Below are 19183 nucleotides of genomic sequence, written 5' to 3' on the forward strand. Positions count from 1 at the left end.
GTGTCGGCGATGTCGCGGTAGGCGATCACGCCTTCGAGTTCCTTGCCAGGTACCGGCAGGATGAAAGGGTTGGAACCGGTGGCAATCAGCAGGCGGTCGTATTCGGTTTCGCTGCCGTTGGCGGCTTGCACCACGCGGCGCTTGCGGTCCACGCCGATCACCTTCTGGCCCAGGTGCAGGTCGATCTTGTTTTCTTCGTACCAGCTCAGGGGGTTGAGCACGATCTCATCGAGCGTTTGCTCGCCGGACAGCACCGGCGACAGCAGAATGCGGTTGTAGTTGGGGTGCGGCTCGGCGCCGAACACCGTGATGTCGTACAGATCGGGGGCAATCTTCAGCAGCTCTTCCAGGGTGCGAACCCCGGCCATGCCGTTACCGACCATCACCAACTTCATCTTCTTCATGCGGCTGTTTCCTCAGTCACTGTTCTCAGTGCCCTAAGAGGTAGCAAGGTGGGTGCCAACGGGTTACCCCCAATCGGCTGCAATCTGGTGCCTGACGCACTGTTTGCGGGCAAGCGTCTTGCTTGTTTACTCCCGAATTCAACACTTGCCCCATCTAGGTGCAAACCCGACCTTATGAGCTTTGACATCGACATGGGCTATACGAGCGATCGCGGGCCGCGGCAAGACAACGAGGATTTCGCGGCCGCCATGCGACCCGCTTCACATGAAGAGGCATTGGGCTTTATTGCCGCGATTGCCGATGGTGTCTCCGCGGGCGGAGAGGGCGCCATGGCGGCGCAAACCACCGTGATGTCTTTGGTGCAGGACTACTTCGCCGCCCCTCCCACCTGGGACACCAGTGTGGTGCTCGACCGCATCATCGGTGCGCAAAACGCTTGGCTGGCGGCGCACAACAGGCGCCATGTCGGTGCTGCCATGAGCACCTTGACGGCGCTTGCCCTGCGCGGCCAGACCTGGACAGTGGCCCACGTGGGTGACACGCGAGCCTATCTGGTGCGCGGGCCCGAGTGCCGCCGCCTGACGCAAGACCACTGCCTCGACCACCCCGATCTGCACAGCCAGCTGACCCGCGCCATGGGGCAAGACGATGCCATCCGCGTCGACTACCTGCAAGGCGAGCTGCACCTGGGCGACGCCTTCGTGCTGGTGTCGGACGGCGTGCACAGCCGCCTGCCGCAGCCCCGCATGCTGGCCTTGTTGCGTGATGCGGCGTCGGCACAAGACGCCAGCGCGGCCATTGTGCAGGCCGCGCTGGCGGCTGGCTCGCAAGACAATGCCACCGCACTGGTGGTGCGCGTGCGCGGCTTGGCACGCTCGCGGCTCGAAGATGCGCTGGTGCGCAGCCGCCAGCTGCCGGTGCCGCCGCGCTTGAAGGTGGGTGACGCGATGGATGGCCACGTGGTCACGGCCCTGGTCGCCGACACGGACGTGCACCTGCTCTACCAGGTGAGGCATGGCGAGACGCGAGCCCTGCGTGCGCTCAAGACGCTGCACCCGTCGCGCGCGAGCGATCCCCAAGAGCGCGCCATGCTGGCCCACGAGGCCTGGCTGGGCACGCGGGTGAGCGAGCGGGCGGGCGCTGGTTTCGTCAAGCTGCATGAGGTGCAAGACGCAAGCGCCTTCTATCTCGTGTTCGACTGGCACACCGGGCAAACGCTGGAGCAGATGGCACAGCGCAGCCCTCAGGGTTTGCCGGTGGGCGACGTGGTGGCGTGGGGCCTGGCGGCCACGAAGTCGATTGCGCAACTGCACCGGCTGGGTGTGGTGCACCGAGACATCAAGCCGGCCAACTTGCACCTGGGCGAAGACGGTCAGCTGCGCCTGCTGGATCTGGGGGTGGCCTTGTCGGGCAACGAGCCCGCCGAGCAACGCAGCCTGCATGCGGGCACGCCCAGCTACATGAACCCTGAGCTGTGGGACGACGAGCCGGTCGACGCGCAAACCGACTTGTTTGCGTTGGGCGTCAGCCTGTACCAGCTGCTCACGGGGCACTTGCCGTTTGGTGACATCGAGCCCTACCAGAAGCTGCGCTATCGCCGCCCGCCACGGCCGCCATCGCGGCTGAGGCCCGATGTGCCCATCTGGCTCGACCACATCGTGCTGAAGGCGGTGGCGTTTGAGAAGAAGCAGCGCTTCGAGACCGCCGAAGAGCTGGAGCTGGCGATTCAGCGGGGTGCTTCGCGCCCACTTTCGGCGCAAGCCGCCACGCCCCTGCTGGCGCGCGACCCGATTTTGCTGTGGAAGGTGGCGCTGGGTGTGTCGGTGCTGTTCAACTTGTTGCTGGTTTACTGGATCTTGTTTTTGCCGCGATAGAGATCAGCCCGTAACCCTCGCGCGGCCGCCTTTCTCGGCCCAGGTGCGCGTCCAGCGCAGCTGCATCTTGCGCATCATCGCCAGCACGATCAGTGCGAGCACGGCGAACACCGCAAAGCCCCAGAAGTAGCTGCCGGTGTATTGCTTGGACAGGCCCATGGCGTTGGGCACAAGGCCACCGCCCAACGCGCCCACCTCGCCGATCATCGAGCCCGCGACGGCGGTGCTCAGCGGCCAGCGCAGCGGCACCAGCTGGAAGAGCGCGCCATTGCCGGCGCCAAGTGCTGCAAAGCACAGCATGAAGAGCAAGGTCGAGGCGGCCAGCGAGCCGTCTGCCAAGCCACAAGCGAGCAGCGTCACCATCACGGTCAGCAACACGGTGGTCAGGGTGTTGATGCCGCCCCAGCGGTCAGAGATCCACCCCCCGAACACGCGCACCGTGGCGCCCACGAAGGCCGCGAGCATGGTCAGCTGACCCGCCTGCACCTTGCTCACGTGGAACTGGTCGAAGTAGTAGGTGGGCAAGAAGGTGGTGAGGCCGATGAAGCCGCCGAAGGTGATGCCATAGATGAGGCTGAACGCCCAGCCGTCTTTCTCGAACAAGCAGGCCACGTGTTCGCGCAGGCTGGCGTGGGTGTCGAGATCGGGCGGTTCTTTCGCCAGGAAGATCATCACCAGCATCGGAATGGCGATGGCTCCGGCGGCAAAGCCGTAGACGGCTTGCCAGCCGAAGGCCTGCGCCAGCGGCGGCGCGATCAGCACCGACAGCGCGGTGCCCACGTTACCGGCACCCACCAGGCCCATCGCCAGGCCTTTGTGCCGCGGCGGGAACGAGCCTGAGCCCAGAGACAGGGCCACGCCGAAACTCGCACCTGCAATGCCCAGTAGCACGCCCATGGCGAGCAGGTCATTGAAGCTGTGCACGAAGAAGAAGCCAAACAGCATTGCGGCTGCAATTAGGCTCATCTCGACCAGGGTGGCGTTCTTGCGGCCGATGTACTGCGCCAGCACACCCAGTGGGAAGCGCATGAGCGCGCCAGCAATGATGGGTATCGAGAGCATCAGGCCCTTTTGGGCCGGCGAGAGCTGGAAGGTCTCGCTGATGAACGGCGCCATCGCGCCATTCAAGACCCAGATGGAACACGAGAAGCAGAAGTACAGGAAAGCGGCGAACAAGGTGGGGCCATGCCCCGTCTTCAGGAAGCTCTTAAAACCAGACACAGGCGTGATCCTCAGGGTGGGGCGCCCTGTTTGCGGGCGCGTTTTGTGTTTGAGACCTGGCAAGCGAATCCCGTGCCAGATCGGTGCAGCATTTGCTGGCCGGTGGCGCCAACCAGGTGCGGGCGCGGGCGGCGCTGCAGGGCTCAGCCCGCGATTTGTGCGAAATCTTCACGCCCCGCACTTAGGGTGTGCGTTCTGCCGGAGAAAACCCTGCCGCTATGATCAACCTAGGGGTTTTCAGGTCACTCTGCCAATGCATTAATCGCAAGGCGAAGAGGGCTACGCCGTCGACGGCAGCCTGTGAATACAGACGAGACATGGAATGACGGAATCCAACCAGCAGGCACTCTCTGCGCGCGCCGATCAGTCGCAAGCGCTGGTGCGTGCATTGGGTCTGGCGCCGGAGGCTTGGGGCGTCGTCGCAACGGCGCTGCTGGACCGAGTCGATGCCATGCTGAGCATCAAAGAGGCCGCGACCGGACGCTATGTGCATGCCAACGCCCGCATGGTGGCGCTGATGGGCCGCCCCGCGGAAGGGCTGACTGACGAAGAATGGGTGGGGGGCGAAGCGTGCTCTGCTCTTCGCACCGCCGACCATTCCGCCATGGTGCAAACCGTGCCGCAGGTCAGCGAGCACCGCGTAGAACAAGCTGGCGTGCGCCGCGAATTCACCGTGACGCGGCTGCCACTTGCGTCTGCAGACGGCGGCGCGCCTCGCTACCTGTGCAGCCTCTGGATTGACGTCACCGCGCAGCGCCACGGCGAAGCGCAATTGCAGCTGGCCTTGCGCCAACTGGAAGAGCAGCAGCAGGCCAATGAGAGCTTGCGCCGCGAAATGCAAGACCAAGGGCTGCGCGACGGCGTGACCGGCCTGTACCAGCGCGGCCACTTCGACGACCAGCTGAGGCGCGAAGTCGATCTGTCTTCACGCGAGCATCGCGAGTTCGCACTCGTGTCGGTGGCGCTAGACCCGCTCAGCGACACCGCCCGGGCGTCAGGCTCCGAAGCCCGCACACGGGTGCTCGAATCGCTGGGCCGCCTGCTGCGCAGTGGCACCCGCGCGATGGACGCGTCGTGCCGCCTCAACGAAGACCACTTCGCGGTGCTGCTGTCCGGTGTGGGCCTGGCCACCGCACATGCCCGCATGGAAGGGCTGCGCCGGCAATGCGCCACCCAGATCGTCATGCTCAACGGGCAAGACCTGGGGTTCACCGTGTCGATGGGGGTGGCGAGTTTTCCGCACACTGCCCACACGCAAGAAGACCTGCTGCACGCGGCTGACACCGCGCTGGCGCAGGCTCAGAAGCGCGGGGGCAACCACGTCACGCTGGCCAGCATCCGCTTCGAAGCCAGCTGAGCGATTGAGCGCTGCTTTCAGAGCAGCTTGAGCAAGGCCTTCCACTCATCGGCCGTCACCGGCGTGATCGACAGCCGGTTGCCCGGCTTGAGCACCACCATGGTCGACAGCGCGGGCGTTTCACGCATCTCGGCCAGTGACAGCAAGCGCGTCTTGTGGTCGAGCTTCACGTCGACCAAGCTCCAGCGCGGGTTATCGGGCGCTGATTTTGCGTCGAAATAGTGGCTCTTCTTGTCGAACTGCGTTTCGTCGGGGTAGGGCGTGCTGGCCACAGTCGCCAGGCCGGCAATGCCGGGCTCGGGGCATGAGGAGTGATAGAAGAGAACGCCATCGCCTACACGCATCTCGTCGCGCATGTAGTTGCGCGCCTGGTAGTTGCGCACGCCGAACCAAGGCACCGTCTTCTTTGGCGCGGCAGCCAAGTCGTCGATCGAGCACTCACCGGGCTCGCTCTTCATCAACCAGAACTGTTGTGGCATGGAACCCCTTGGCCAGTGAGTACATCGGCCGATATCCCGAGCGGATCTCGCCTGGCTTCAGGCGGCCGGGCGTTCAGGCTCGTGCGATGTGGTTATCGATGTAAATAAGGTGTCCGTTACGAACCGTGAGCCGCATTCCTGAACCCAGGCAGTTCAGGTGGGCGAGGTCAGCTTGATTTCGGGTTCATCTGACGCGAGACGATCACACCTACCGAGCGATGTTCCAAGCCCTTGCTCTTGCGAGCATCGGTTCAAGGAAATATAAGACTCACGCGAACGCAACGGACGAATTCATTCTACGGCGCGTCTATCGCCGAAGTCATGCTTTAAAGCAATTGCCCGTCGGCTCCGAGGGCTTGATCGAGCCGCTGGATCAGCGCGTCGACATCGACTTCTTCATTGCTTGCCGCAGAAGGTGCTTTGGGCATCGGGCGTTCTGCCAATGCATAGGCCAAATTAAGGGCCGCCAGCACTGCAATGCGCTCACGTGCCTTGACGCGGCCTGCATCGCGTATGGCAATCATTTCGCGGTCGACGCTGCTCACCGCTTCGAGCAGCGAGGTCTCGCCACCTTCGGGGCAGCCGAGTATGTAGATCTGCCCCATGATCGTGACTTCCATCTGCTTCACGGTGCGCTTCCTTCAGGGGGGCTTTCTGTGGGCGCGTCGACGGGCAAGCGGTCGAGCAAGGCATCGATACGGCTGCGGGCGGCGTTCAGACGCGAGCGCAAGTTGTCGCGCTCGTGCGTCAGCGCTGCCAGTTGCTGCTCGAGCAATTCGTTGGTGCGCTTGAGCTCTTCGTGCCGTAGCAACAAACGCTCTACGCGATCCGCGAGATCTTGGGTCTTCGACATGGCGCCCTGCGGGGTTGCGAGTGGTCGATTGTAGGGTGGTGGGTGCCGCTGCTTACAATCCTGCATGTTGGTGCCCGTGCCGGTTTTCATATCGGCACAGTTAAACGGGAAGCAGAGGTCATTCAGTCACCACGGCTGAAAGCCCACCTGCGCTGCCCCCGCAACGGTAAGCGAACGAGAGACTTGCGCTCTCGCTCATGTGCATACACCACTGGAGCCTCGCGGCTCTGGGAAGGTCGCATGAGAATGTTCGCCAGCCCGGATACCGGCCAACAAGGGGTGTGCGGCGTGCCGCATGCCATGAGGTGTGCACTGGCGGGGAAGCCGGCGCGCACGACTTGTTCCGTGAGCATTCAATGATTTCTCCTTCTGTCGGGCGCGCGCCATTTGCCGTGTTTGCCCTTTCCGTTCTTGCGTCGGCCTGCAGCGTGGCCGTGGCTCAAAGCGCGACGCCACAAACCCTGGCGCCCGTGATCATCAGGGCCACACGCTTTCCCGAAGACGCCACGAGCCTGCCCTTTGGCGTGAGCGTGATCACCGCTGAAGACATGCGCGACGCGGGCGTCTCTACCGTCAACGAGGCACTGATGAAGCTGCTGGGCGTGCCCGGCAAGCTCGACTTCTATGGTGGTGGCGACTACGGGCTCGATCTGCGCGGCTTTGGCATTACCGCGGGCAGCAACCAGGTGGTGGTCGTCGACGGCGTTCGCATCAGCGAAGCTGATTTGGGCGGCACCCGGCTGGCCGGCATTCCGATCGATTCGATAGCCCGCATCGAGGTGATCCGCGGCAGTGCGGCGGTCTTGTACGGCGAGGGAGCGACGGGCGGCGCCATCGTCATCACCACCAAAGCTGCCAGCGGCAATGCGGTAAGTGATGGTCGCGCCTACATGGCGCTAGGCAGCCAGTCGCTGGCAGACGCGCGTGCCGGCGCCACGCTTGTCAGCGGGGGCTTCTCGCTCGACGTGGCGGGCATGCGGCGCACGAGTGACGGGCACCGCGAAAACTTTCGCTCTGCGGTCGAAGGTCTTTCGATGACGGGCCAATGGCGCAACGACTGGCTGCGCGTGGGTGGGCAGCACACGCAAGACGAGCTGCACACGGGCTTGCCGGGTGCGTTGACGGCCGCCCAGTACGAGGCCAATCCGCGGCAGACCAACCGCCCGAATGACCGCGCCGACATCGACAACCATCGCGACAACCTGTTCGCAGAAGCCACTTGGGGCGACTGGCAGATCGCGATTGACACCGGCAAGCGCGACAAGACATTGATCAGCCAGACCTCGTTTGCCTACGCCTATGACGTGGATGCCCGCAACCGCTCGGCACGCGCAAGGCACAGCGCCACGTTCGGCAGCTACGCCAACACGGTGGTGTTCGGCGTGGATCGCGACGACTGGGATCGTGCGGTGCGCGGCGCGTTCGGCTCGACCAGCGAGCAGCAGAACAAGGCTGTCTATCTGCAGGAAGATTTCAGGCTGCCGGGTGGAACGCGTCTGAGTGCGGGTGTGCGCAGGGAGCACGTTACCAAGACCGACACCTCGGCGACGACGCCGGTGGACGAATCCTTCAACGCCTGGAATGTCGGTGTGGTGCAGCCGCTGGGTGCGAGCGCTTCGTTGTTTGCACATCTGGGCCGCAGCTTCCGCTTTCCCAATGTCGACGAAATCGGCTTTTCGCAACCAGGCGGTTTGCGCGTGCAGACCTCGCGCGACATTGACCTCGGCGCTCGCTTGGCCTATGACACGGGGCGGGCCGAGCTGCGCTTTTATCGGAATGCCCTGCATGACGAGATCGGCTACGACCGGAACGTAGGTTTCTTCGGCGCCAACGTGAACTTCGATGGCCCCACCCGGCGCCAGGGCCTTGAACTTGAGTTGACCCACGACCTGAGCCGTGACGTCAAGTTGCGCTTGAACGCAGCCGCCCGCCAGGCCAAGTTCACTGGCGGTACCTACGATGGCAACGACATCGCGCTCGTACCCAAGCGCACGCTGTCTTTGGGTGCCGACTGGGATGTCGGCGGTGGTCACAAGCTGAACGGGCTGGTCAACATGGTGTCTTCGCAGTCGCCTGATTTCGACAACGTGTGCAGCATGCCGGCGTACACCACCGCTGACGCGCGCTATGCCTACCGCAGTGGCGATGTGGAGCTGTCGCTGGGTGTCACCAACCTTACCGACAAGAAGTACTACACGCAGGCCTTCAGCTGCACTCCCAGCGGTGTCACCAACTCCATCTACCCGGAAGCGGGTCGCAGTTTCGTGGCGTCGATCAGGGTGGGCTTCTGAGGTGGCAGGCAGCGAGCTGATCCTCGGCGGCCAGCGCAGCGGCAAGTCGCGCTGCGCCGAGGAGCGCGCCGCTGCCTGGCTGAAGAAGCCGTGCGTCACGGCCGTGCTCCTGGCCACGGCTGTGGCTCACGATGGCGAGATGCGCGAGCGCATCGCTCGCCATCGTGCAGACAGGGCCGAGCGGGTGTCCGGCTTGCAATCCGAAGAGGTGCCGATTGAGCTTGCTCAGGCCGTACTTCGCTTGAGTTCACCGCAGCGTTTGTTGGTGATCGACTGCCTTACCTTGTGGCTGACCAACCTGCTGATGCCCATGAGCGGCGCGGCGCTCGGCGAGGCCGCATGGCTGGCCCGCAGCGACGAGCTCTGCCATGCCCTCGACGAGGCCCCAGGCCCCGTGGTGCTGGTGTCGAACGAGATCGGGCTCGGCGTGTCGCCTTTGTCGCCCGAGGCACGTCGTTTCGTCGACGAACTGGGGCGCTTGCATCAGGCCATCGCGGCGCGCTGCGAGCGGGTAACGTGGATGGTGGCGGGCATCGAGATGCCAGTGAAGCGGGGTGCTGCATGACGCTTCTGCGTCAGCGCTGGCTGCGCATGTTGTTTCTCTTGCTGTGCCTGCCGCTGCACGCACTGGCCGACATACGTCTGAGCGACGACCGCGGCAGCACGCTCGTGTTGCCACGCAGCCCGCAGCGCATCGTCACCTTGCTGCCCTCGCTCACCGAAAGCGTTTGCGCTCTGGGCGCTTGCAGCCGCCTGGTGGGCACCGATCGCTTTTCCAACACGCCGAAGAGCGTGGAGGCCTTGCCCAAGCTGGGTGGGCTGGAAGATGCCCTGATCGAGCGCATCGCCTCGCTGAAGCCCGACGTGGTGCTGGCCGCGCCTTCGGCGCGTGTGATCGACCGATTGGAGTCGCTGGGGCTCAAGGTGCTGGTGCTTGACACCAAAACGCATGCCGACGTGAAGCGCGGTCTGCAGACAATTGCTCTGATGCTGGGTGTGCCGGCCGCAGCCGACGCTACCTGGGCGCACATCGAATCGGCCGTGGCCGAAGCCGCCACCCGCGTGCCCGCTCGGCTTCGGGGACAACGGGTTTACTTCGAGGTCGATACCACGCCCTACGCGGCCGGCGCAGGCTCGTTCATCGGTGAGACCCTGGCGCGGCTGGGCATGGGCAACATCGTCACGTCTGATATGGGCCCGTTCCCGCGGCTCAACCCCGAGTTCGTGGTCAAGGCCCAGCCCGACGTCGTGATCGCGGCGCAGCGCAGCCTTGAAGAGATGCCCAGGCGTCCCGGCTGGGCGACGCTCGCCGCGCTGCAGCAGCAGCGCACCTGCGGCTTCGATGCGGCGCACTACGAGCTGCTGATCCGCCCCGGCCCGCGCATGGGTGAGGCGGCGCAGCTGCTGGCCACTTGTCTGGCCGCCCTGCCGGAACCGCGCTGATGTCCGACACCGAACGCCCAACGCGGCGGCGCCTGGCGCTCGGTTTGTGCGCTTTGACGCTGCTGCTCGGCTTGGCCGGTATCGCGGCAGGCAGCGAGGGGTGGTCGATCTCGCAGACCCTCGCCTTGCTCAACGGCCCTGACGGCTCCTTGATCGTTGGCCAGATCCGAGCGCCGCGCACCATCGGGGCCTGGTTGACAGGGGCGTTGCTGGGGCTGGCCGGTGCCGTTGCGCAGGGCCTGTTTCGCAATCCCTTGGCCGACCCCTATTTGCTCGGCTCGGCCTCAGGAGCTGTGCTGGGTGTGGTGCTGGTGCTGGCCGCCAGCATGCTGGCCGGGCAGGGCATCAGCCTGGCCACGGCCAGCTTGATCGGGCGCATCGGCCTGGTGGGCGCTGCGTTTGCTGGCGCCTTGCTCGGCGTGGTGCTGACCTTGAGCCTGGCCCGCGGTGCGCACGAGACCACGCACCTGCTGCTCTCGGGTGTGGTGGTGGGCGTGCTGCTGGGCGGGCTGAGCGACATGGTCACCAATTTCGCGCCCGATGCGCTGCGCGGCAAGCAGGCGTTCTTGCTCGGCTCCACCGGCTTCCTCGGGTGGAGCAGTTGCGTGCTGATGGCGGGTGGATTGCTGATTGCGCTGCCGCTGGTGTGGCGCTTGTCGCGCGCACTCGACGCGCTGACGCTGGGTGAAGAGAGCGCTGCAAGCCTGGGCCTGGCGCTGCCGCAGGTGCGCCTGGCCCTGGTGGGTGCGCTTGCGCTGGCCACCGGCATGGCGGTTTCGCAGGCCGGCCTGATCGCTTTTGTCGGCCTGGTGTCGCCGCATCTTGTTCGCCGGTTTGCCCCTGCCGCGCATGGCTACACGCTGGTGGCCAGTGCGGCGATGGGCGGCGTGTTGCTGCTCTCAGCCGACGTGCTGGCGCGCAGCCTGCTGGCACCGCAAGAGCTGCCCGTCGGAGTGCTCACTGCGGTGCTCGGCGGCGGCTACTTGCTGTGGCTGCTGCACCGGCGAAAGATCGCATGAGCACGTCGCTTGTGGCAGAGAAGGTCTCGGTGTCGTTGGGCGGGAACCGGGTGCTGCACGAGGTCTCGCTTGCCTTGCAGCCGGGCTGGACAGTGATCGTCGGCCCCAATGGCGCAGGCAAGTCGACGCTGCTGCGCAGCCTGGCGGGCCTGCAGTCTCTGGACGCAGGCCGCGTGCTGTTGCAAGGCAAGCCCTTGGCCGCATGGTCGGTGCGCGAGCGCGCGCAGCAGATCGCCTGGTTGGCGCAGCAGGGCAGCGCCACCGGTGAGCTCACTGTGCGCCAGATCGTGCAGCTGGGTCGGCTGCCGCAGCTCGGCCTCTTTGATGAGCCGAGCGAGCGAGACCAGGCCCTTGTGCAGCAAGCCATGAAGTCTGCCGAGTGCGATGCCTGGCCCGATCGCCGGCTGCACGAACTCTCGGGCGGCGAACGCCAGCGTGTGCTGCTGGCGCGCGCGTTGGCCGTCGACGCGCCGGTGTTGCTGCTCGATGAGCCCACCACCCACCTCGACCCGCCCCACCAGGTGGCGCTGGTGCGCCTGTTCAAACGGCTCGCCCGCGAGCGCACGGTGGTGAGCGTGCTGCATGACGTGCCGCTGGCCTTGCAGGCCGATCGCCTGGTGGTCATGCAGGCCGGCCGCATTGCTGCAGAGGGCGCGGTCGGCGACCCCGCGGTACACGAGACGCTTGTGGGTGTGTTCGACCACGCCATCCGCATCGAACGCCTGGGCGACAGGCTCGCGGTGCTTCCCAACCTGGACTGACATGCAGATCGAAGCCCCTCCCACCGAGCACGGAAAAGACAAACCCACTGGCGAGCGGCGAGGCCTGTTGCTCATTCATACCGGCGACGGCAAAGGCAAGAGCACGGCCGCCTTCGGCCTTGCGCTGCGAGCCCACGGCCGCGGCAAGCCAGTGAAGATCTACCAGTTCATGAAAGTGCCCACGGCGCGTTTCGGCGAGCACCGCGTGTTCGCCGACCTCGGCGTTCCCATAGAGGGCCTGGGCGATGGCTTCAGCTGGAAGAGCCATGACCTCGAGCACTCGGCTCAGCTGGCCCGCGAGGGCTGGGCGCGCGCCGAGGCGACAATCCGCGCCGGTGAGCACTTTCTCGTGGTGCTCGACGAGGTGACCTACCCTCTGCGCTATGGCTGGCAGCCCCTGGAGCCGGTGCTCGCCTGCCTGCGCGAGCGACCGCCGCATGTGCATGTGGTGCTCACGGGCCGCAATGCGCCGCAAGAGTTGATCGATCTGGCCGACACTGTGACTGAAATGACGCTCGTGAAGCACCACTACCAAGCCGGCGTGCCAGCCCAGCGCGGCATCGAAGACTGAACCGCCTCGATGCTGCTCTCCCACTCATCCGCCCTGGTGCTCGCCCTCGCGCTGCTGCTCGCATGGGTGATCGACACCCTGTTTGGCGAGCCGCCTGATGCCTTGCACCCGGTGGCGTGGCTGGGCCGCGTGCTGTGGCCGCTCGGTTGCTGGCTGCGCGTCATGTCGCCGGCCGCGGCCTTCTGGGGCGGGGCGGCGTCTTGGCTCTTGATCGCTGGCGCCCTGGGTGCGCTTGCCTGGTGGCTGCAGCTGCGCGTGCTGGCCTTGTCGACATGGTGGGCCGTGCCCCTTCTTGCGTTGATGCTCAAGCCCATGCTGGCCTGGCGCATGCTGCGCGACGAGGTGTTGGCGGTCGAAGACGAGCTGGCGCTGGGCATCGAGCCGGCGCGTGAGCGTCTCTCCCGCCTGGTAAGCCGCGACCTGAGCGGCCTCAACGAAGAAGCGCTGCGCGAGACCGCTATCGAGACGCTGGCCGAGAACCTCAACGATTCGGTGATCGCCCCGCTGTTCTGGTTTGCAGTGGCGGGCCTGCCAGGTGCCGTGGTCTACCGGTTTGCCAACACCGCCGACGCCATGTGGGGCTACCACGGCGTGTGGGAATGGGCGGGAAAGTGGGCCGCGCGTGCAGACGACGTGCTCTCGTGGCTGCCCGCGCGCATCACCGCACTGAGCCTCTACCCCGCCTGGCGCGCGGCCCACTGGCGCTCGCTGAAACGGCAGGCCGGGCGCACGCCGTCCCCCAACGGGGGTTGGGCCATGGGCGCCATGGCGCTGCGCCTGGGTGTGCGCCTGGCCAAGCCCGGCGTGTACGTGCTCAATGAAACCGGCGCTTCGCCTTCGTCGCGCAACATGGCCCAGGCGCTGGGCTTTGCCACCATGGCAGCCTGGGCAGGCATGGTGCTGGCGATGTTGTCGTGGGTGGCGAGGGCGCTGTGAACGCAGGCGTGAGTGGCGTGGCGCATGGCGGGCCTGACGCCGCAGGCGTGCCGCGCTGGGATTTCTCGACCAACGCCAATGCCTGCGGGCCCGCGCCGCGTGTGCTGCTCTCGGTCCGCCAAGCTGATGCGGCGCGTTACCCCGACCCTGCCTACACCGCGCTGCGCGAGCAGCTGGCGAGCTTTCACGTCGTGCCTGTGAGCCGCATCGTGATGGCCGCCAGCGCCAGTGAATTCATCTACCGCATGAGCCTGGCGATGGCGCACCGCAGTCCACAGGCGAGCGTGTACCTGCCGGTTCCCGGCTATGCCGATTACGCGCGCGCGGCGCAGGCTTTTGGCCTGCGGCTTGCGCAGGCGGGCGATGCCGCGCTGGTGTGGCACACCGAGCCGGGCAGCCCCGATGGGCGCTCCCACCGCGTACCGGCCACGCGCGAAGGAGCCGTGCTGGTGGTCGACTGCGCCTACGCGCCTTTGCGACTTGAGGGCGACGCACCACCGCTGCCCGAGCAGGCCTGGCGGCTGATGTCGCCCAACAAGGCCTTGGGCTTGACTGGCGTGCGCGGCGCCTATGCCATTGCGCCCGACGATGCGGGTGATCTGCAAGCCACGCTCGAAGCGCTCGCGCCTTCCTGGGCCGTGGGCGCACATGGCGTAGCCATGCTCGCGGGTTGGGCCGCGGCAGAAACGCAAGCCTGGCTGGTCGACTGCCTGTCTTTGCTGCGCACCTGGAAGCGCCAGCAGCTTGAGTGTTGTGCCGAGTTAGGTTGGCTTTGCAGTGAAAGCGTCACGCCGTTTTTTCTGGCGCAGGGGCCTGAGGTGCAGCAGCTGCAGCGTTTGCGTGCACAGGGTGTGAAGCTGCGTGACACCACCGATATGGGCTTGCCCGGCCATGTGCGCCTGAGCGTGCAGCCGCCTCAGGCACAGCAGGCCTTGCGCGCGGCTTGGTACAAGGCGAGAGCATGAGTGCACGGGCTGTGATGGTGCTCGGCACCACCAGCGGCGCAGGCAAGAGCTGGCTGGCGACGGCGCTGTGCCGCTGGTATGTGCAGCGTGGCATCAAGGTCGCGCCCTTCAAGGCGCAGAACATGAGCAACAACGCGCGCGTGGTGCCGGGTGTGGGCGGCCGTCTCGGCGAGATCGGCAGTGCGCAGTACTTTCAGGCGCTCGCTGCGCGCTGCTCGCCGGAAGTGCGCATGAACCCGGTGCTGCTCAAGCCCGAGCACGACAGCGCCAGCCAGGTGGTGGTGATGGGCGAGGTGCGGCCCGACCTGGCGGCAGTGCCCTGGCGTGAGCGCAGCGAGGCGCTGTGGCCCTATGGCCGGCGTGCCTTGCATGAGCTGATGCAAGAGAACGAGTTGGTGGTGATCGAGGGCGCGGGCTCGCCGGCCGAGATCAACCTGCATGCCAGCGATTACGTCAACATGCGCACCGCGCGCGAGGTCAACGCGGCCTGCTTGCTCATGACCGACATCGACCGTGGTGGCGCCTTTGCTCACCTCTACGGCACGCACCAGCTGCTGCCCGAGGCCGAGGCGCGTTTGCTGCGGGGCTTCGTACTCAATCGCTTTCGCGGCGACGCAAGCCTGCTCGCCCCGGGGCCAGAGATGCTGGAGCGGCTGACCGGGGTGCGCACGCTGGCCGTGCTGCCCATGTGGCGCGGCCACGGCCTGCCGGAAGAAGACGGTGTTTTCGACGACATGCCGGTAAGACAGGAGGGCCTGCAGGTGGCCATCGTGGCCTACCCGCGCATCAGCAACCTCGACGAGTTTCAGCCGCTGCGCAACCTGCCCGGCGTGTCGCTCTGCTGGGCGCGCACGGCAGCACAACTGGCAGGTGCTGACTGGATCATGTTGCCCGGCTCCAAGCACACCAGCAGCGACCTGGCCTGGCTGCGCGCACAAGGCATGGACGCAGCGATTGCCTTCCACGCCGCAGCAGCCAAGCCGGTGCTGGGCGTGTGCGGTGGCCTGCAGATGCTGGGCGATGCGCTGGTCGACGAGCATGGCGTGGACGGCAATGCGCCCGGCCTCGGCTTGCTGCCGCTGACCACCCATTTCGAGCCCGCCAAGCTGCTGCGCGAAACCCGCGCAAAAGCAGGCACGCTGGCAGCACCCTGGGCGGCGCTGTCGGGCTTGCAGTTTCGCGGCTACGAGATTCGCCACGGGCGCACACAAGCGCGTAACGGCGCGCCGGCTGCGTTGTACAACGCCGAGGGCGTGCCCATAGGCTGGCAGCAAGGCAGCGTGCTCGGCGTGTACGCGCACGGCATGTTCGAGTCGCCCGAGGTGTTGCGCGCGCTCTTCGGCGCCGAAGTGCGTGGCCTCGATGAAGTGTTCGACGGGCTGGCCGATTTCATCGAGCAGCACTTCGAGCACGATTCCCTGATGAACCTGCTTGCCTCATGAACTGACCGCATGAACCTGACCCTTCCAGCCATTGCCCACGTGCATGACGACGCGCTGGCGCGCAAGCTGCAGCAGCGCATGGACCGCAAGACCAAGCCGCTCGGTGCGCTGGGCCGGCTGGAGAGCCTGGCGCTGCAAGTCGGTCTCATCCAGCAGACCGAGACACCGCGTTGGCTGGCGCCGCAGCTGGTCGTTTTCGCAGGCGACCACGGTCTCGCAGCGCGCGGCGTGTCGGCCTACCCGAGCGACGTGACGTGGCAGATGGTCGAGAACTTCTCTGCCGGCGGTGCGGCGGTGAGCGTGCTGGCACGCCAGCATGGCCTGGCGTTGACCGTGGTCGATGCCGGTGTGCGGCATGACTTTGCACCTCGCCCCGGCCTGCTCCTGCGCAAGGTTGCCTTGGGCACGGCCGACGCATGCGAAGGCCCGGCGATGACCGAGGCCCAGTGCCTGCAGGCCATCGCCATGGGCCGAGAGGTGGTCGAGCGCCTACCCGGCAATGCCGTGCTGCTGGGCGAGATGGGCATAGGCAATACATCGAGCGCCGCCCTGCTGATGGCGAGGCTCACAGGTGCCAACCTCGCGCTGTGCGTAGGCCGCGGCACCGGCCTGGACGATGCCGGGCTGGCGCACAAGCTCGCAGTGCTGGCGGCAGTGAAGGGCCGGCACCAAGGCTTGAACGATCCGCTGCAGGTGCTTGCGGCGATGGGCGGTTTCGAGATCGCAGCCCTGGTGGGCGCTTCGTTGCAAGCCGCCTCTCAAAGACGCACGATCGTGGTCGATGGCTTCATCACCGGTGCGGCCGTGCTGGTGGCGGCCAAGCTCGCGCCCGCGGTGCTCGGCTATTGCGTGTGGTCACACCGCTCGGCCGAGATCGGGCATGAGCTGATGCTCAGGCACCTGGGTGCACAGCCCTTGCTCGATCTGGGTTTGCGTCTTGGCGAAGGCTCGGGTGCGGCCATGGCATGGCCGCTGCTGGAGAGCGCGGTGTGCGTGCTCAACGAGATGGCGAGCTTCGAGTCGGCGGGTGTGTCGGATCGCCAAGACGCGCCATGATCCGCCACGAGCTGCGGCTCTTCTTCATCGCGCTGCAGTTCTTCACGCGCTTGCCCGTGCCGCGCTGGGTGGGGTACGAGCCGCAGTGGTTGAACGAGAGTGCGCGCCATTTCCCCGCCGTGGGCGCATTTGTCGGCGGTGTGGCGGCTGCGGTGTTGTGGGGTGCGTGCTGGGTCTTCCCCATGGGTGTGGCGGTCGGCTTGTCAATGGCGGCCACCGTGCTGTTGACGGGTGCCTTCCATGAAGACGGCCTGGCTGACACCTGTGATGCCCTGGGTGGTGCGGTGAGCCGCGAGCGGGCGCTCGAAATCATGAAGGACTCGCGCATCGGCACCTATGGTGCGGTGGGTCTGATCCTGGTGCTGGGGCTGAAGGCGATGGTGCTGGTGGCATTGCCCGTGCCCCTCGTGTTCGCGGCGATGCTGCTGGGCCACACGGCCTCGCGTGCTGCTGCAGTGGCCTTGATCCGCTGGCTGCCGTACGCCGGTGACGCGTCGCATGCCAAGGCCAAGCCTTTGGCGCAGCGCGTGTCGGCCAAGGGCTTGGTGGTGGCGTGCGGCTGGGTGCTGGTCATGGGCGCCTTGCTGGTGGCATGGCATGCCGCGTGGTGGCAGCCTGTGCTCATGAGCTTGGTGCTGGCAGCACTGTGCGCCGCGCTTGCTGCGGTGTGGCTGCGGCGCCGTCTCGGTGGCATGACCGGCGACACGCTGGGCGCCACGCAGCAGGTGAGTGAGCTGCTGGTGCTGATGGGCTTTCTGGTGTGGCTGCGCTTCTGATTGTTTGGCGCCACCCGCGCCCTTTGGGTTTGGATGGGCGCTGCATCGGCCAGAGAACCGATGTGCTGGTGGATGCGCGCAAGGCCAAGCGCGTTGCGCACCGCGTGCGCGAGCGTGCGCGGCGTCACGCTTGGCCGCGCGTGGTCTTCACTTCACCTTTGCGGCGCAGCGCTGATGTCGGCCGCTGGCTCGCTCGCTGGGGCTGGCAGCACCATGTGGATGCGCGCCTGAGCGAGCTGGATTTCGGTGCTTGGGACGGCCAGCGCTGGGACGCCATCAACCCTGCCGAAGTGGCCGCATGGACGGATGCGTTCGCCGTCTATGCCCCCGGCGGCGGTGAATCTGTGACCCAGCTGATGGCGCGCTGCGCAGCGTTTCTTGCCGAACATGCGCAAGACAAGGTGTGCTTGGTGGCGCACGCGGGCTGGATCAATGCCGCTCTGCGTGTGGCTGCAGGCCTGCCTCCACCGACGCTGGCAAGGGATTGGCCGCCAGCCCTGCCTTACGGTTGCGCCGTTGAGCTGCCGCGCAGTGCGGGTGGTGCCGAGTCGCAGTAGCGCGCCACGCTGCACTGCTCGCACAGCGGCCTGCGGGCCTGGCACACATAGCGGCCATGCAAGATCAACCAATGGTGCGCATGCTGCAAGTACGCGGCCGGCACGCGCTTGAGCAGGCCCAGCTCCACTTCAAGCGGGTTCTTGCCCGGCGCGAGCCCGGTGCGGTTGCTGACACGGAAGATGTGCGTGTCAACCGCCATGGTCGGCTCGCCATACACCACGTTGAGCACCACATTGGCCGTCTTGCGGCCCACGCCCGGCAGGGCTTCCAGTGCTTCGCGGCTGCGCGGCACTTGGCTGTCGTGCTCTTCCATCAGGAGGCGGCTGGTCTCGACCAGGTTCTTGGCCTTGTTGCGAAACAGGCCGATGGTCTTGATGTACTCGCTCACCCCCTCTACACCCAGTGCGTGCATCTTGCGCGGCGTGTTGGCCACGGCAAAGAGCTTGCGCGTGGCCTTGTTGACGCCCACGTCGGTGGCTTGCGCCGACAGCAGCACCGCGGCGAGCAGCTCGAACGCGTTGGTGTATTCGAGCTCGGTGACGGGGTGAGGGTTGGCGGCGCGAAGGGTGGAAAAGAAAGGCTCGATGAACGACGTTTTCATGGGCGGGGTTGTGAGCGCGCTTTGGCCGCGGCTTCCAGGCGGGCGATGCGTTCGTGCTCGTCGCGCGATTTGCGAAAGGTGTGAAAGGCGTAGCGCTCACGGGCTTCATCGGCCAGCGTCTGCCCCCAGGCTTGCCAGCCCGTGCGCTCGCTGGTGATGTTGACGAGCGAGATGCAGTCGACCGGGCACACCGGAATGCACAGCTCGCAGCCCGTGCACTGCAGGTCAACGACGGTGTGCATGAGCTTAGGGCCACCGAAGATGGCATCCACCGGGCAGGCCGCGAGGCACAGCGTGCAGCCTATGCACCAGGCCTCGTCGATCACGGCGAGCTGACGCGGGCCTTCGTGGCCGTTGTCGGGGTTGAGGGGCAGGGCGGTGCGGCCGGTGATTCGGGCCAACCGCACGATGCCTTCGGCGCCGCCCGGCGGGCACTGGTTGATTTCGGCATCACCTTCGGCGATGGCCTGGGCGTAGCTGTGGCAATCGGGGTAGCCGCAGCGGGTACATTGCGTTTGCGGCAATGCTGCGTTCAGGGCGGATGCGAGTTCTGTGCGGTTCACCCGCACAGCTTA

General features: G+C 66.1%; 21 protein-coding genes, 1 other RNA gene and 1 riboswitch. Of the genes, 14 read left to right on the forward strand and 8 right to left on the reverse strand.

All coding sequences use genetic code 11. The features are described from left to right. Positions 1 to 404: NAD(P)/FAD-dependent oxidoreductase (locus tag AC30QB_RS00615; protein WP_489544246.1), on the reverse strand; the 404-nt coding region annotated here is incomplete at its 3' end. Between the two features lie 174 nt (positions 405 to 578). Here AC30QB_RS00615 and AC30QB_RS00620 point away from each other — a divergent pair. After that, on the forward strand, positions 579 to 2279 hold the full coding sequence (locus AC30QB_RS00620) for a bifunctional protein-serine/threonine kinase/phosphatase (RefSeq protein ID WP_489544247.1): 1701 nt from the start codon (positions 579 to 581) through the stop codon (positions 2277 to 2279). A gap of 3 nt (positions 2280 to 2282) precedes the next feature. Here the strand turns inward: AC30QB_RS00620 and AC30QB_RS00625 are convergent, their stop codons facing one another. Next, complete coding sequence (locus tag AC30QB_RS00625; RefSeq protein WP_489544248.1) at positions 2283 to 3500, reverse strand: MFS transporter; 1218 nt, start codon at positions 3498 to 3500, stop codon at positions 2283 to 2285. 322 nt (positions 3501 to 3822) lie between these two features. Here AC30QB_RS00625 and AC30QB_RS00630 point away from each other — a divergent pair, with 322 nt between their 5' ends. Continuing rightward, positions 3823 to 4857 carry a GGDEF domain-containing protein gene (locus tag AC30QB_RS00630; RefSeq protein ID WP_489544249.1) on the forward strand — a complete coding sequence of 345 codons (1035 nt, stop codon included), beginning with the start codon at positions 3823 to 3825 and terminating at the stop codon, positions 4855 to 4857. A gap of 17 nt (positions 4858 to 4874) precedes the next feature. Here AC30QB_RS00630 and AC30QB_RS00635 read toward each other — a convergent pair whose 3' ends face one another. The 4 genes from AC30QB_RS00635 to AC30QB_RS00650 all read right to left on the reverse strand — a co-directional run bounded on the left by AC30QB_RS00635 (position 4875) and on the right by AC30QB_RS00650 (position 6189). After that, a complete protein-coding gene (locus AC30QB_RS00635) occupies positions 4875 to 5336 on the reverse strand; it encodes an EVE domain-containing protein (RefSeq protein WP_489544250.1) in 462 nt (153 codons plus the stop codon). Between the two features lie 108 nt (positions 5337 to 5444). Next, a non-coding RNA gene (ssrS, locus tag AC30QB_RS00640) (6S RNA) lies at positions 5445 to 5625 on the reverse strand. A 37-nt stretch (positions 5626 to 5662) separates the two neighbouring features. After that, positions 5663 to 5965, reverse strand: coding sequence for a cell division protein ZapA (locus AC30QB_RS00645; protein ID WP_489544251.1), 303 nt, complete (start codon positions 5963 to 5965; stop codon positions 5663 to 5665). Next, positions 5962 to 6189 (reverse strand): cell division protein ZapB, encoded by a 228-nt coding sequence (locus AC30QB_RS00650; protein WP_489544252.1) that lies wholly within the window; start codon positions 6187 to 6189, stop codon positions 5962 to 5964. Before AC30QB_RS00650 ends, AC30QB_RS00645 begins: the two co-directional genes overlap by 4 nt. Before the next feature lie 51 nt (positions 6190 to 6240). Continuing rightward, a riboswitch (cobalamin riboswitch) is annotated at positions 6241 to 6477 on the forward strand. A gap of 68 nt (positions 6478 to 6545) precedes the next feature. Here AC30QB_RS00650 and AC30QB_RS00655 point away from each other — a divergent pair. From AC30QB_RS00655 to AC30QB_RS00710, 12 genes are read left to right on the forward strand one after another with little or no spacing between them, the layout of a single operon-like run. Continuing rightward, a complete protein-coding gene (locus tag AC30QB_RS00655) occupies positions 6546 to 8480 on the forward strand; it encodes a TonB-dependent receptor domain-containing protein (protein ID WP_489544253.1) in 1935 nt (644 codons plus the stop codon). A 1-nt stretch (position 8481) separates the two neighbouring features. Then, positions 8482 to 9045, forward strand: a complete 564-nt coding sequence (locus AC30QB_RS00660; protein ID WP_489544254.1) for a bifunctional adenosylcobinamide kinase/adenosylcobinamide-phosphate guanylyltransferase — start codon at positions 8482 to 8484, stop codon at positions 9043 to 9045. Further along, positions 9042 to 9923 carry an ABC transporter substrate-binding protein gene (locus AC30QB_RS00665; protein ID WP_489544255.1) on the forward strand — a complete coding sequence of 294 codons (882 nt, stop codon included), beginning with the start codon at positions 9042 to 9044 and terminating at the stop codon, positions 9921 to 9923. The genes AC30QB_RS00660 and AC30QB_RS00665 overlap by 4 nt, the downstream gene beginning before the upstream one ends. After that, positions 9923 to 10942, forward strand: coding sequence for a FecCD family ABC transporter permease (locus AC30QB_RS00670; protein ID WP_489544256.1), 1020 nt, complete (start codon positions 9923 to 9925; stop codon positions 10940 to 10942). The genes AC30QB_RS00665 and AC30QB_RS00670 overlap by 1 nt, the downstream gene beginning before the upstream one ends. Continuing rightward, positions 10939 to 11703 carry an ABC transporter ATP-binding protein gene (locus tag AC30QB_RS00675; protein ID WP_489544257.1) on the forward strand — a complete coding sequence of 255 codons (765 nt, stop codon included), beginning with the start codon at positions 10939 to 10941 and terminating at the stop codon, positions 11701 to 11703. The genes AC30QB_RS00670 and AC30QB_RS00675 overlap by 4 nt, the downstream gene beginning before the upstream one ends. 1 nt (position 11704) lies before the next feature. Then, the gene (gene cobO / locus AC30QB_RS00680; RefSeq protein WP_489544258.1) at positions 11705 to 12274 is read left to right on the forward strand and encodes a cob(I)yrinic acid a,c-diamide adenosyltransferase; all 570 of its coding nucleotides are present in this window, start codon (positions 11705 to 11707) and stop codon (positions 12272 to 12274) included. 9 nt (positions 12275 to 12283) lie between these two features. Continuing rightward, on the forward strand, positions 12284 to 13210 hold the full coding sequence (cbiB, locus tag AC30QB_RS00685) for an adenosylcobinamide-phosphate synthase CbiB (protein WP_489544259.1): 927 nt from the start codon (positions 12284 to 12286) through the stop codon (positions 13208 to 13210). Next, positions 13207 to 14175, forward strand: coding sequence for an aminotransferase class I/II-fold pyridoxal phosphate-dependent enzyme (locus AC30QB_RS00690; protein ID WP_489544260.1), 969 nt, complete (start codon positions 13207 to 13209; stop codon positions 14173 to 14175). Before cbiB ends, AC30QB_RS00690 begins: the two co-directional genes overlap by 4 nt. Beyond that, on the forward strand, positions 14172 to 15617 hold the full coding sequence (locus AC30QB_RS00695) for a cobyric acid synthase (protein ID WP_489544261.1): 1446 nt from the start codon (positions 14172 to 14174) through the stop codon (positions 15615 to 15617). Before AC30QB_RS00690 ends, AC30QB_RS00695 begins: the two co-directional genes overlap by 4 nt. 9 nt (positions 15618 to 15626) lie before the next feature. Beyond that, entirely contained in the window at positions 15627 to 16673 is a 1047-nt protein-coding gene (gene cobT / locus AC30QB_RS00700) for a nicotinate-nucleotide--dimethylbenzimidazole phosphoribosyltransferase (protein WP_489544262.1), read from the forward strand. Continuing rightward, positions 16670 to 17449, forward strand: a complete 780-nt coding sequence (locus AC30QB_RS00705) for an adenosylcobinamide-GDP ribazoletransferase (protein ID WP_489544263.1) — start codon at positions 16670 to 16672, stop codon at positions 17447 to 17449. Before cobT ends, AC30QB_RS00705 begins: the two co-directional genes overlap by 4 nt. After that, positions 17434 to 18006, forward strand: coding sequence for a histidine phosphatase family protein (locus tag AC30QB_RS00710; protein ID WP_489544264.1), 573 nt, complete (start codon positions 17434 to 17436; stop codon positions 18004 to 18006). Before AC30QB_RS00705 ends, AC30QB_RS00710 begins: the two co-directional genes overlap by 16 nt. Here AC30QB_RS00710 and nth read toward each other — a convergent pair. Next, on the reverse strand, positions 17952 to 18608 hold the full coding sequence (nth, locus tag AC30QB_RS00715; RefSeq protein ID WP_489544265.1) for an endonuclease III: 657 nt from the start codon (positions 18606 to 18608) through the stop codon (positions 17952 to 17954). The genes AC30QB_RS00710 and nth overlap by 55 nt on opposite strands. Beyond that, the gene (locus AC30QB_RS00720) at positions 18605 to 19171 is read right to left on the reverse strand and encodes an RnfABCDGE type electron transport complex subunit B (protein WP_489544266.1); all 567 of its coding nucleotides are present in this window, start codon (positions 19169 to 19171) and stop codon (positions 18605 to 18607) included. Before AC30QB_RS00720 ends, nth begins: the two co-directional genes overlap by 4 nt. Positions 19172 to 19183: the final 12 nt, after the last annotated feature.

Origin of the sequence: Rhizobacter sp. (assembly GCF_046595475.1) — a bacterium.
Classification (GTDB): domain Bacteria; phylum Pseudomonadota; class Gammaproteobacteria; order Burkholderiales; family Burkholderiaceae_C; genus Rhizobacter.

Excerpts from the sequence above, each read along its gene's own strand:
- AC30QB_RS00655 (WP_489544253.1), top strand. The coding sequence starts at position 6,546 with ATGATTTCTCCTTCTGTCGGGCGCGCGCCATTTGCCGTGTTTGCCCTT.
- cobO (WP_489544258.1), top strand. The coding sequence starts at position 11,705 with ATGCAGATCGAAGCCCCTCCCACCGAGCACGGAAAAGACAAACCCACT.
- AC30QB_RS00695 (WP_489544261.1), top strand. The coding sequence starts at position 14,172 with ATGAGTGCACGGGCTGTGATGGTGCTCGGCACCACCAGCGGCGCAGGC.
- AC30QB_RS00620 (WP_489544247.1), top strand. The coding sequence starts at position 579 with ATGAGCTTTGACATCGACATGGGCTATACGAGCGATCGCGGGCCGCGG.
- AC30QB_RS00635 (WP_489544250.1), bottom strand. The coding sequence starts at position 5,336 with ATGCCACAACAGTTCTGGTTGATGAAGAGCGAGCCCGGTGAGTGCTCG.
- cbiB (WP_489544259.1), top strand. The coding sequence starts at position 12,284 with ATGCTGCTCTCCCACTCATCCGCCCTGGTGCTCGCCCTCGCGCTGCTG.
- cobT (WP_489544262.1), top strand. The coding sequence starts at position 15,627 with ATGAACCTGACCCTTCCAGCCATTGCCCACGTGCATGACGACGCGCTG.
- AC30QB_RS00650 (WP_489544252.1), bottom strand. The coding sequence starts at position 6,189 with ATGTCGAAGACCCAAGATCTCGCGGATCGCGTAGAGCGTTTGTTGCTA.
- AC30QB_RS00630 (WP_489544249.1), top strand. The coding sequence starts at position 3,823 with ATGACGGAATCCAACCAGCAGGCACTCTCTGCGCGCGCCGATCAGTCG.
- AC30QB_RS00675 (WP_489544257.1), top strand. The coding sequence starts at position 10,939 with ATGAGCACGTCGCTTGTGGCAGAGAAGGTCTCGGTGTCGTTGGGCGGG.
- AC30QB_RS00670 (WP_489544256.1), top strand. The coding sequence starts at position 9,923 with ATGTCCGACACCGAACGCCCAACGCGGCGGCGCCTGGCGCTCGGTTTG.
- nth (WP_489544265.1), bottom strand. The coding sequence starts at position 18,608 with ATGAAAACGTCGTTCATCGAGCCTTTCTTTTCCACCCTTCGCGCCGCC.
- AC30QB_RS00665 (WP_489544255.1), top strand. The coding sequence starts at position 9,042 with ATGACGCTTCTGCGTCAGCGCTGGCTGCGCATGTTGTTTCTCTTGCTG.
- AC30QB_RS00705 (WP_489544263.1), top strand. The coding sequence starts at position 16,670 with ATGATCCGCCACGAGCTGCGGCTCTTCTTCATCGCGCTGCAGTTCTTC.